This is a genomic window from Bradyrhizobium sp. LA6.8, assembly GCF_040547935.1.
Lineage (GTDB): Bacteria > Pseudomonadota > Alphaproteobacteria > Rhizobiales > Xanthobacteraceae > Bradyrhizobium > Bradyrhizobium barranii.
On the sequence record NZ_JBEPQQ010000001.1, the window covers coordinates 195,067 to 207,465 of the forward strand.

At 65.3% G+C, this 12,399-nt stretch carries 7 protein-coding genes; 2 read left to right on the plus strand and 5 right to left on the minus strand.

What is annotated here, in order from left to right; genetic code table 11:
* Positions 1-195: 195 nt before the first annotated feature.
* The 5 genes from ABIA90_RS00860 to gspD form a co-directional block, all read right to left on the minus strand.
* Positions 196-3,357, minus strand: coding sequence for an AIDA repeat-containing protein (locus tag ABIA90_RS00860; protein ID WP_354116940.1), 3,162 nt, complete (start codon positions 3,355-3,357; stop codon positions 196-198).
* 447 nt (positions 3,358-3,804) lie between these two features.
* Positions 3,805-5,190 carry a hypothetical protein gene (locus ABIA90_RS00865; RefSeq protein ID WP_354116941.1) on the minus strand — a complete coding sequence of 462 codons (1,386 nt, stop codon included), beginning with the start codon at positions 5,188-5,190 and terminating at the stop codon, positions 3,805-3,807.
* Positions 5,191-5,437: 247 nt separating this feature from the next.
* Positions 5,438-6,085: a transglutaminase-like cysteine peptidase gene (locus ABIA90_RS00870; protein WP_071915607.1), complete on the minus strand. Its 648-nt coding sequence runs from the start codon at positions 6,083-6,085 to the stop codon at positions 5,438-5,440.
* Between the two features lie 204 nt (positions 6,086-6,289).
* The gene (locus ABIA90_RS00875) at positions 6,290-6,787 is read right to left on the minus strand and encodes a tetratricopeptide repeat protein (RefSeq protein ID WP_071915606.1); all 498 of its coding nucleotides are present in this window, start codon (positions 6,785-6,787) and stop codon (positions 6,290-6,292) included.
* A gap of 31 nt (positions 6,788-6,818) precedes the next feature.
* Complete coding sequence (gene gspD / locus ABIA90_RS00880; protein WP_231144439.1) at positions 6,819-9,092, minus strand: type II secretion system secretin GspD; 2,274 nt, start codon at positions 9,090-9,092, stop codon at positions 6,819-6,821.
* Positions 9,093-9,490: 398 nt separating this feature from the next.
* Here gspD and ABIA90_RS00885 point away from each other — a divergent pair, with 398 nt between their 5' ends.
* Positions 9,491-11,176, plus strand: a complete 1,686-nt coding sequence (locus ABIA90_RS00885) for a GspE/PulE family protein (RefSeq protein WP_354116942.1) — start codon at positions 9,491-9,493, stop codon at positions 11,174-11,176.
* Positions 11,177-11,180: 4 nt separating this feature from the next.
* Complete coding sequence (locus tag ABIA90_RS00890) at positions 11,181-12,398, plus strand: type II secretion system F family protein (protein WP_071915603.1); 1,218 nt, start codon at positions 11,181-11,183, stop codon at positions 12,396-12,398.
* Position 12,399 lies beyond the last annotated feature (1 nt).

Genomic DNA, 12,399 nt, shown 5'->3' on the forward strand with positions numbered 1-12,399 from the left:
CCCGCCGGTCGGCAGGGCGGCCGATAGCTAACGCGGCTATGTTACGGTTTGATAACTATGTCAGAACGCTCACATAACGGTCGGATTTGGCGTTCTGCGGCTGGATGCGGGGCGGCGGGAGGAAAGTTTCACCTCCCGCCGCGATCGCATGACGCACCGGGGCGGGGACCCCGGTGCGCAGATCGTGTTGGCCGATCAGCCGTGGCTGGCCAGCGTGGGCTGCTGCTGCGTCGTGTCCGAAGGCACGAGGCTGCTCTCGCCGGCGTCCGGGACGATGCTCGCCGACTGCTGCACCAGCAGGGACAGCGAGATCGCCGATCCGCCGTGGCCGTCGTCGGTGACGTTGAGCTCGGTGCCGGACTGAACGCCCGCGAACTGGTAGGTGTGGCTGCCCGAGTTCGTGGCGAGCGTCAGTGTCGTACCGTCGAAGGTGAACGACGAGACCGACGTGTTGAGCAGGTCGATCGTGTCGCCGAGTTCGAAGTTCGACACCGTGCCGGTCAGGCCGGAAGCGTTTTCGAGCGTCAACGTTGCAGCCGAGCCGGCGAAGTCGACGCCGTTCTGGACGCCTCCGGCGAAGACATGCTCGACCCCGCCCGCAAGGTGGGTGTTGTCGGCGGTGCCTGCGACGTCGAGTTCGCCGCTGTTGAGCGTCGTGTTGGACGCCGTTCCGATCACGAACCCGACTCCGCCGTTGATCGTCGTGGACGCGGCCGAGCCGCCGGCGTCGACATAGAGCAGGCCGCCGCCGTTGACCGTGGTCGCCGTCACCGATCCGCCCGCGCCAATGTACGAATTGCCGCCGTTCTCGATCACGGTGTTCGCGGCGATGCCGCCATCCAGCACCTGCTGATTGCCGCTGAGGTTCGTGCCGGAGACGGTGGCGTGGTAGACGTCCTGGAAGCCGCCAGCCGCAACGATCGTGCCGGTCGCGCTGCCGCCGTGGTAGACGTGCTGCGCGCCGCCGTTCTTGACGGTCACACCGGTCGCGACGCCGCCGCCCAGCGAGTTGCCGCCACCGACCGAACCGCCGGTCGCCGTGCCGTCGACATACTGGAAGCCGCCGTCGATCACGGTGTCGCTGGCCGACCCGCCGGCATCGATGTATTGGAAGCCGCCGGTTTTGACCAGCGTGCCGGCGCTGGTGCCGCCATCGCCGACATATTGGTAGCCGCCGCTATAGACCGTGGTGTCGATGGCCGTTCCGCCCGCCAGCACCTGCTGGTTGCCGCTGAGGCTGACGTTGGTGACGGTCGAGTTCGAATAGACGTCCTGGTAGCCGCCGGCCTCGACCGTCGAACCGTTGGCGCTGCCGCCGAAGTAGACGTGCTGCTGGCCGCCCGCGTGAACAATGGTGTCGTTCGCGGTGCCGTAGTCGTACTGCACGCCGCCGCTGAGGATGTTGGTATGCTCAGTGGTCGCGCCGTTGAGGACGTCGACGACGCCGCCATTGCCGATCGTGATCTGGCCGGAGACGTTACCGCCGGTGACGACATCGAGAGTGCCGTTGCCGAGCACGACATAGCCCTGCGAGGTCGTCGATGCGCCCGTGACCGAAACCGCGCCGGTCGAGACCAGCGTCGGCGCCGCGAAGACGGTCGAGGTGCCGGCGTTGCCGGCTGCATCGGTGGTCTTGGCGGTCAGGTTGTTGGCGCCTTCCACCAGCGTCACGCCGGCGAGGCTCCAGGAGCCATCGGCGCCAGCCGTGGTGGTGCCGACCAGGGTCGCACCGTCATAGACCGAGACCAGAAGGTCGGCTTCGGTGGTGCCGCTCACCGTGAAGGTGGGCAGGTTGGCGGTGTCGAGCGTCACGCCGGTGACGCCGACGGCCGGGGCAACCGTGTCGACGGTCACGTTGATCGCGGAGGCGGCATCGCTCACGGCGCCGGTCGTATCGGTGACCTTCGCAGTGATGGCGTGGGCCGCGTTGCCGAGCAGGCCGGTCTGGATGTCGACGTAGCCGCGCGCGATGTCGGCGAGCGAGAGCGTGACTGCCGAGCCGATCGCGGTCTGGCCGTCGAACAGCTGCACGACGTCGCCGGCAAAGTTGCTGCCGGTTGCGATGCGGACCGTCAGGTTGGTGTCGTTGGTGCTGGCGCCGTTGGCGAGCGCGCCGCTGTTGGGCGAGACGTCATCGGTGACCGACACGATGGTCGGCGCGGTCGGGGCGTTCGACAGGTTGAAGACCTGCGCGGTGATGCCGTAGGAGGAGTTGTCACCAAGCGTCTGGCTGAAGTCCTGCCAGCTGATGACGAAGCCGCCATTGGCGAGCGCCGAGACGGTCGGATAGTACTGATAGCTGTTGGTCTGCGAGTTGACGATGTACTCGCCGCCGATCTTGTTGCCGGCCGTATCATAGACCTGCGCCTTGATGCCGGAGCCGCTGCCGTCGGCCGTTCCTTCGTCCGACCAGGTCACGACGAAGCCGCCGCCGGTCAGTGCGGTGATGCTCGAAAAGCCCTGGTTGCCGCCGGTCTGGGTGTTGACCTGGAATTCCGAGCCGACCTTGCTGCCGCCAGCCGTGAAGACCTGCGCGCGAATTTCGCCGCTGGTGTCCTCGAAGCTGATGACGAAATTGCCGTTGGCAAGACCGGTCACGCCGGCAACCATGCGGCTGTTGTAATAGGCGGTGTCGACGGTGAATTCGGAGCCGACCTTGGTCGCGCCGCTCGCACCCGGGTGGAACACCTGGCCGCGGACTTCCCAATTGCCGGTGCGGAAATCGTTCCAGGTGACGACGAAGTCGCCGTTGCTGAGCGTTGCGATCGAGGCGCGCTCCTGATCGAAGTTGGCGCTGGTGGAGTTGACGAGGAATTCGGAGCCGACCTTGGCGCCGTTCGCGTCATAGACCTGGGCCTTGATGTCGGGCGCGACGCTGCCCTGGTTGGTCCAGGCGACGACGAAGCCGCCATTGGGCAGGCCGGTGATGGCCGGCGTATTCTGGTTGTTGGCGGTGACGGAGTTGATGAGGAATTCGCCGCCGACCGGGGCGCCGTTGGCGCCGTAGATCTGGGCCTTGATGTCGCCGCTCGTGGAGTTCTGGTCCTGCCAGGAGACGACGAAGCCGCCGTTGCTGAGGCCGGTCACGACCGGGGAGGCCTGCGAACCGTTGGTCTGGGTGTTGACCAGGAATTCGCCGCCGACCTTGCTGCCGTCCGCGGCATAGAGCTGGGCATGGACGGCGGAGCCGCTGGCGTCGCCGAGCGTGCTGCTGCCGCTGGTGGAGCCGGCGAGGCCGTCCTGCCAGGTGACGACGAAGCCGCCATTGGTGAGGCCGGTAATGGAGGGATACCACTGGCTGCCAGCCGTCTGGCTATTGACCTGAAATTCGGTACCTATTTTTACGACGGTGGTCATAACATACCTCAAGTGATGCTAAAGGAGCGCTGAAGGGCTGAATTCCGCGCTGCGACCGCCTGTTGCGGAGGCCTGCGCCGAACCTGCACGGGCTCTAAACGATCTATTTATGATATTTTATGATACATTTTTGCGCGGTATGCGGCATTTTGTCCGGAATAACGTTATATCAATGATATGAAAGGGTTCCGCGCGTGCAGCCGGTGCGGGTGCTCCAAATGGTATGCAATCTCGCGCTGGGCATGCCTCCCGCATAGGCAGGCGTGACTGGAGCCGCCGTCGCACGGACGTGCTCGCGGGGTGCCCTCGACGGCACGCGACCTGTGCGTCTGAGATTTGATGAGCGAAGCGTGGCGAGGCTTGCGCCGATGGCCTTGGCCGGAGCAGGGCTCGACAGCCGAGGAAGCTGTACCGGGACTTGTCCCGGTACAGCAATGTCGTCTCAGGTCAGCTCTGGGCGTGAACGAGCGAAGCGCTCTCGGGATCGGAGCCCTGCTGCGTGATCGCGCCTTCGCCTGCATCCGGGACCAGGCTCGCCGAGAACTGCGAGAGCAGTGACAGCGACACGGACGTGCCGCCATGACCGTCGGAGGCGACGTTCAACGCGGTGCCGGCCTCGACGCCTGCGAATTGATAGGCGAGCGAGCCGTTGCTGGTGGTCAGCGTCAGCGTCGCGCCATCGAACTCGTACGAGCTCACAGCGAGGTTGCGGAAGTCGATGACGTCGCCGACCTCGAAATTCGAGATCGTGCCGGTCAGGCCGGACGCGTCCTCGAGATAGAGCGTCGAAGCCGAGCCTGCGAAATCGACGCCGTTCTGGACGCCGCCGGTATAGACATATTCGGCGCCGCCGGCGAGATGCGTGTTGCTGGCGCTGCCAACCACATCGAGCTCGCCGCTGTTGACGGTCGCGCCCGAGGCCGTACCAGCCACGAAGACGAAGCCGCCGTTGACCGTCGTGGAGGCCGCCGAACCGCCAACGTCCACATATTGCAGGCCGCCGGCGTTGACGGTCGTTCCCGTCGCCGAAGCGCCGGAGCCGACATATTCGCTGCCGCCGGACAGAACCACCGTGTCGGTCGAACTGCCGGTGCCCAGAACTTGGAGGCCGCCGCTGACCTGGCTACCCTGCACGCTGCCGCTGCTGACCTGCTGGAAGCCGCCGGCCTGGACCGTCGTCGTGATCGCGGTGCCGTCCAGCACGACGTGCTGAATGCCGCCGCTGTTGACGGTGGTGTTGTTGGTCGTGCCGGCGACTTCCTGGACGCCGCCGCCGAACACGACGGTGTCATTGCCGGTGCCGAGCACGAATTGATAGCCGCCGTTGTTGATCGCGGTGCCGTTGGCGGTGCCGTCCTCGCCGACATATTGCAGGCCGCCCGACGAGATGATGGTGCCATTGGTGGTGCCGCCGGTCGCCACGAACTCGTTGCCGCCGTTGACGATGACCGTCGCATAGGTCACGCCGCCGACATGCACCTGCTGGAAGCCGGCGAGCGTCGTTCCGGTGACGGTGGCGTTCATGACGTCCTGGTAACCGCCGGCGCTGATCACGACGTTACTGGCGGTGCCGCCATAGACGTGCTGGGTGCCGCCGTTGGAGATGACGACGCCGTTGGCCGTGCCGTAATTGTACTGCACGCCGCCGGCGATGGTCGAGTTGTTGGCGGTGCCGCCGGCCTCGATCATGATGACAGTGCCGGGGCCGACCGCGGTCGCGCCGGACACGACGCCGCCGCTGGCGACGTCGAGCGTGCCCGAGACGACGATGTAGGTCGTGGTAGTGGGGGCGGAGATCGTTGTCGTGCCGCCAAATACAACTTGAGTGGTCATTGATGCCTCAAATGAGCGCTAATGGGGATGGTCGCGATGATGATACAACTCGGAATGGGAATCATTCCGTCGTTAATGATATATTTTGTATCATAATGCGCGAGCAATGTTATAGTGATGTTCAGAACAAGAAGGTGCGGCGAAACGCCGGACGTCTTGCGAGGTCATGCGGACTGTCGCGCATGACCGGCGACCGCGCGGCGCGCCGTGGCCGAGAGGCTGGTCTTCAGGGTCGCTCTACGGGGAATTAACGCTCGACGGGAAAAGCCGGCGGCTTCGGTTGCTCCGAGCCAAAGGCCACCCAGACGTTCGGGTCGGTGGCGCTTTGCCGCGACAGGTAGCGGTATTTGGTCTCGTACCAGAACAGGATTTCCGGGGTCTGGTTGTCGAGGATCATCTCGCCGCGGTCGGAGCGGACGGTGAGTACGGCGTGACGACCTTTGGCCGGACCGGGCTCCTCGACCGTTGTGATCAGGAGCGATCCCTGTGGCCAGCCCAGCTTGGCGAGCATCTTGCGCTTGAGCAGGACGATGTCCTCGCAATCGCCGCGATCAAGCGGCAGCGTCCAGCGTTCGGCCTTGCCGTAAAGCGCGTCATCGCTGGTCCAGGCGACGCGATCATTGACGTATTTGTTGGTCTCGTAGAGCTGCTGAAGCAGTTCGGGCGTGAGCACGACGTCCCGGGCCTGATCAGCGCCGGGCCGGCAGTCCTCGGCATTTTCGGCGCAGAACTGTTGCCATCCGGATGGGGCCTTGGTCGCGGCGCCGATCGCAGCAAACAGGGTGGGGCGGGCCAGGAAAGCGTGGGCCGGCAGCGCCATCGACAGGCAGGCTGCGGCAAGGCCGGCGGCCGCCAGCGTCGTCAGTCTCTGTTTTGCGTTGCGATTTCCCGCCATGTCGTGCCCCGACGCTCCCTGTGCAGGGGACGTTGGCAGAGACAGCTCGCGATCCGGCTAAGCTATTGCTTCAAATTGTACCGATCCGCGCGATGTCGGCCGGGCCGGCGGCGGTGATGGTATGATTTTCGTTGAGGCAATCGTTACGCCGTCACATCATCGATATGACGGCATTCCCCCGCAGCTTTCGGCTCTCGCCGTCGATCAGAACGGCGATTCCTCGGGCCAGCGCAACGCGTGCCATTGGCCCGCCGCGATCTGGCCGCGGCTCATCTTCGAGGCGACCGCATTGCGCAGCTTTGCAAAATTCTCGCGGGTTTTCCTCGGTGCATGCGCAGCCGCGAGGTTCAGCCATTTGTAGGCGGCGACGTCGTCCTGCGGCACGCCCTGGCCCTTGTCGTAGGCGAGGCCGAGCAGATATTGCGACGTGGTGTCGCCTTGCTCGGCGGCCAGCCTGTACCAGTAGCCGGCGGCGTCATAGGCCTGCGGCAGGCCTTGTCCCGTCGCGTACATGAAGCCGACCATCCCTTGCGCGCGGGCATTGCCGCGCTCGGCCTGCGGCAACAGCAGACGGGCAGCGGTATTGTAGTCGCCGCGGTTGAAGGCGCCGGTTCCGGCGCCGAGGGAATCTGCGTGGGCGATGCTTGTCGAGGCAAGTCCCAGCACGATGGCGGCAATCAAGAGTCTGCTGGACCTGATCATGTGAACCGCTCCTCGGGCAATTTGTACTGGCTCAGCGGTAGGTCGTCGGCGCGGGCCTCGGCCCGATCGCGTTGATCGTACCGCGCAGCTTGGTGCGCAGCTCCTCGGCAACGAAATGAGCATCGGCGCCATCGCGGATGATCTGCGGCCGGATGAAGATGATCAGCTCGGTGCGCTTGACCTGCTTGTCCGTCTGCCCGAACACGGCTTCGCCGAGGCCGGGAATCTGGTCGAGGCCCGGAATGCCCGCGCGGCTCTTGGTCTGGGTGTCGCTGATCAGGCCCGCCAGCAGGACCGTCTGTCCGCTCGCGACCGCGACCGAGCTGCGCACCTTGCGGGTCGACACCGTCGGCGTCAGCGAGTTGGTCGACGTCGAGGACGATCCTGACGACGAGTTGCTGACCGGATTGGAGATCTCCTGCTCGACATCGAGCCTGACATTGCCGTTGGCATTGATCCGCGGCACCACGCGCAGGATGATGCCGGTGCTGCGATAGTCGGTCGTGTTGGCGATGGTGTTGTTGCCGGTCAGCACGGTTGCGCTTCCGGTCTGGATCGGGATCTCGTCGCCGACCTGGAGGGTCGCGACCTGGTTGTCGATCACGACCACGGACGGGTTCGACAGCACCTTGACGTCGGTGATCGCATGCAGCGCGTTGAGCACGGCGCGCGGCGTCTGCGCCGAGCCGACCAGGAAGTTGAAGCCGGGGATGGCGCGCTGGAGCACGACATCGGCTGCCGCCGCGGCGACCGACGTTGCGCCGTTAAAGCCCACCGAGCCGGTGTTGGGCTTCAGGCCGACATCGCGGCTCATGATGTAGGACTGGATGCCGTATTGGAGATCGTCGGTCAGCGTCACCTCGGCGATGGTGGCGTCGATGGCGACCTGGAGCTGCGGTTGGTCGATCTCCTTGATGGTCTGCTCGATGATCCGGTACTGTTCCTGGCTCGCATAGATCAACAGCGTGTTATTGACGCTGTCGGCAGTGATGCGGACACCGTCGAGAACGTTGCCGGGACCTGCGCCGCCGCGGCCTGAATTCTGTCCTGTGGAGGAGTTGTCGAACAGGCTGCCGCCGCCCTGCGAAGCGGATGATGAACCGTAGGCGGCCTGATTGCCGGTAGACGCGTCGGAAGCACCCGCGCTTGCGGCGCGTCCGCCTGAATTCGAGCCAAAGCCGCTGCTTGACTGATTGGGCGAGGCCGACAGGCGGCTGAGCGCAGAGCCGCCGCTCGAGCTCGAGGCGAGGCCGGATCCTGGTGCGACCTGTCCACCCGGGCTGTCGAGCTGAGAGGCGGACGAGCCGGAAGAGCTGCTCGAACCGAAGACGTCGTTGAGCACCCGCGCGATCTGCCGGGCGTCGCCGAACTTCACGCGGTAGACGTGGACCGCCGAGCGGCCTGTATTGGTGGTGTCGAGGCGGCGGATCCAGGTTTCGACACGGTTCAACAGCTCCGGCTTCCGCGTCACCGCGAGCACCGCGTTCATCCGGGCGATCGACTGGAATTTGATCACGTTCTGCGTCATGCCGCCTTCGCCGGAATCGACGATTTTCTCGAGCTCGGCGATGATCGGTCCCGGATTGCTGTTCTGCACCGGGAAGATACCGACCGACTGTCCCTTCAAGAAGTCCGCATCGAAGCTCAGCACGAGATCGACCGCGTTGCGGCGCTCGCTGCCGGAGCCCTGGATCAGGATCAGGTTGCGGCTGGTGTCGGCGCGGATCATGCCCTGCTTGGTGGCAAAACTGTCGACCAGCTTGATGACGGTCTGCGCCGAGACATATTGCAGCGGCACGATCGTTATGCCGTAGCCCGGTGTCATGCGATCGGAGGCGTCCGCACCGCCGACGCCGACCGCGTCGCCCTGCGGCATCAGCCGGTAGCCGGTATCGTCGCGCACCAGCGCGACGCCGCCGATCCGCAGCGCGTTTTCGAGCGCGAAGACGACGTCGGATTTGGGGATCGGGCGGCCCGAGGAGAGGCTGACATTGCCCTGGACGCGCGGATCGATGACGTAGCCGACGCCGAGGATGTCGCCGAGCACGATCTTGGCGACGGATGCGACCGGCGAATTGTCGAAATTGAGCTCGAACCGGTCGGTGCTGACCGCTGCTTGCTGCGACGAGGTGGCGGTTGGCGCATCGTCGCTGGCAACCGCAGCGTAGATCGCGGTCTTGGCGCGGGGGCCGGTCGAGAGCTCGCGCTGCGGCAACTGGTTCGGATAGCGCGGCAACAGGTCCACCGAGCGGACCTTGTCGAAGACATCCGGATCCTTGGTGTCGGCATCGGCGATGCCGCTCACCGTGTTGCACGATCCGAGCAAGACGCAGATGGCAGCGCATTGGACAACCAAGCCGATCCGGAATGTTGCTCGGCTCACTGGACTGCCTCACTCACGCGCCGCCCGCTGTTGTTCCCGTCAAGGCGGGGCGGGCCGAATGCGGCTTGCTTAACCCTCTCGTATGACAGTCGTGTGTTACGAATTCTGTTAGCCTTGCGCCCGTCGCGCGCGAGCTTGTTGTGAGAATGTGATGCGACGGAAAATTGCGCAGGGACATCAAGGACGTTCTGTTCGATCATGTTGTGACTGGCCGGGGACGATATTGCGATCGATCATGCCGTCACATTTCCAATCGGAAAACTAAGGTAAACGGCTCGCTCGCCGCTCTGCGGCCGTCAGAGTGACTACGGTAGACGTTCATGGCCTCCCCGAATGCGCACGAGTTCGTCGCTCGTTTCAGCCAGAAGGTTGGCCTGAAGCCGGACGCGGACAAGCTCGGCAGGCTGAATGGGTCCCGCCCCGCCGAAGGTGGTCTGCGTAAGCTGTGGGAAATGAGTGAATTGTCGGCGAGCGAATTCGCCGACGAGGTGTCGCTGTTCTTCGAGCTTCCGCGCGTCACGCTTCAGGAGATGATGGCGACGGAATCCCGCGCGCAGCAGTTCTCGCGCCGGTTCCTGCGCGAAATGGCGGTGTTCCCGTGTCAGCCCGCTGGCGGATCGCCAGTGCTTGTGCTGGCCGACCCCACGGACCGGGCCTCCATACAGGCGGCCGCAATCGTGCTTGGCACGGGGCCGACCATCAAGGTTGCCTCGTTCGAGGATATCGCCACCGTGCTCGACCAGCGTCTCGGCGAGGAGGAGAGCGCGAGCGCCGAGACCGCCGTCAATGCCACAGCGCAGGATGACGACATCGACAATCTGCGCGATCTTGCCAGCGGCGCGCCGGTCGTTCGCGCCGTCAACGACATGTTCGAGACCGCCGTCGAGCTGCGCGCCAGCGATATCCATATCGAGCCCGGCCGCACCTCGCTGGTGATACGGATGCGCGTCGACGGGCTTTTGCGCAATGTCGCGACACCGAACGGCGTGCCCCCGGCGGCGGTGATCTCGCGCATCAAGATCCTGGCGGGACTGAACATCGCCGAGCGCCGGTTGCCGCAGGACGGCGGCGCGCGGGTGCGGGCGGCGCGCTCGGAGATCGACGTGCGCGTCGCGATCATGCCGACGCAGCATGGCGAGTCCGCCGTCATCCGCCTGCTGCCGCGGGACCGCGCTCTGCTGTCGATCGACAAGCTCGGCTTCCTGGCCGGCGACCAGGGTAAATTGCGGCGCATGCTCGCACTGCCGCACGGCATGATCATCGTCACCGGCCCGACCGGCAGCGGCAAGACCACGACGCTCGCGACGGTGCTGTCGCTGCTCAACGAGCCGACCCGAAAAATCCTGACCATCGAGGATCCCGTCGAATACGAGATCCCTGGCATCTCCCAGTCGCAGGCCAAGCCCTCGATCGGCCTGACCTTCGCCACCGCGCTGCGCTCCTTCGTGCGCCAGGACCCCGACGTCATCATGGTCGGCGAAGTCCGCGACTCCGAGACCGCTCATGTCGCGATCCACGCAGCGCTCACCGGCCATCTCGTGCTGACCACGCTGCACACCGAGACGGCGGCGGCCGCCGTGCCGCGCCTGCTTGATCTCGGCGTCGAGGCGTTCCTGCTGCGCTCGACCTTGCGCGCGGTGATCGCGCAGCGCCTGGTCCGCCAGCTCTGTGACCGCTGCAAGAGCAGCCGGCCGCTGACCCATGCCGACGTCGAGGCCGATCCGCGCTACACGGCGGTCGGTCTGTCCGTCGGCAATGTCATCTTCGAACCCGTCGGCTGCGAGCGATGCGGCAATGTCGGCTATCGCGGCCGTATCGGTGTGTTCGAGGTGCTCGAGATGAACGAGGAAGTCCGCGCGCTGGTCGAGGAGCAGTCCGACTGGGAATCCATCGACAAGGTCGCCATCCGCAACGGCATGACGACCATGATCGAGGATGGCCTCGCCAAATGCCTGTCGGGCATGACCTCGGCGGCGGAGATCCTGCGCGTAACCACCGTGCGGTGACGAGATGCCGAACTTTCGCTATCGCGCGCTGACGCAGAAGGGAGAGGTGGTCTCCGGCTCGATCACGGCGGCCAACCTCGCCGAAGTGTCCCAGCGCATCGAATATCTCGGCCTGGTCGCGATCGATGCCGGGCCCGAGGAAGAAGCCAAGGGCTGGTCGCTCTCGCTGGCGTCGTTGACGTTGTCGAAGCCGGGGCCCGCGGATGTCACGATCTTCACGCGCGACCTTGCTCTGCTCCTGAAGGCCGGTGCCCGGCTGAATGATGCGCTCGAACTGCTCGCAGGCGACATGGACGTCAGCCGGCTGCGTCCGGTTGTCAATACCATCAAGACCGCGATCATGTCCGGCGAGAGCTTTGCCGAAGCGCTTGCGCGCGAGCCGACGCTGTTTCCGCCGATGTATGTCGCCCTGGTCAGAGTCGGCGAGATGTCGGGCACGCTGGACCACATTCTGGAGACGATCGGGACCGAGCGTACGCGTGCGGAAGCTCTGCGCCGCAAGGTAACCGGCGCCCTGCAATATCCCGCCTTCGTGCTGCTCGCGGCCGGTGGTGTATTGATCTTCTTCGTCACATTCGTGCTTCCGCAGTTTTCGGCGGTGTTGCGCGACTTCAACGCCAAGACCGATCCCGTCATCGAGGTGTTCCTGACGCTGTCGGACATCCTGCGCGGTCACGGGTTCGAGGTCGGCGCCGTGGTTGCCATCGCCGTCATCGGCGGCTGGCTGGCGTGGCGCAGGCCATCGGTCCGCGCCAGCATCGTGACGCAGATCGCGCGGCTGCCGGTGATCTCGACGGTGGTCGAATTCCATCGCGCCGCGCTGTTCTCGCGCAATCTCGGCATCTTGCTCGGCAGCGGCGTGACGCTGACGGCGACGCTTCGCATCCTGATCGACATCATGACTGCGACCGGTAACGTGCAGGCCTGGGCGGCGATGGCCGACCGCGTGCGCCATGGCGGCAGGCTCGCCGAGGCGCTGGCCGCTTCGGCCGTGCTGCCGCCCGTCGCGGTGCGGATGCTGCGGCTCGGTGAGGAGACCGGGCAGTTGCCGACGCTGTCGGGCCGGGTCGCGGAGTTCTACGAGGAAAAGCTGCAGCGGCAGCTCGATCGCGTCGTCGCCATCATCGGGCCTGCCGCGATCATCCTCATCAGCGTCGTGGTCGGCGGCCTGATCGTGTCGGTCATGACGGCGCTGTTGTCAGTGACGCAAGTTGTCGGTTGAG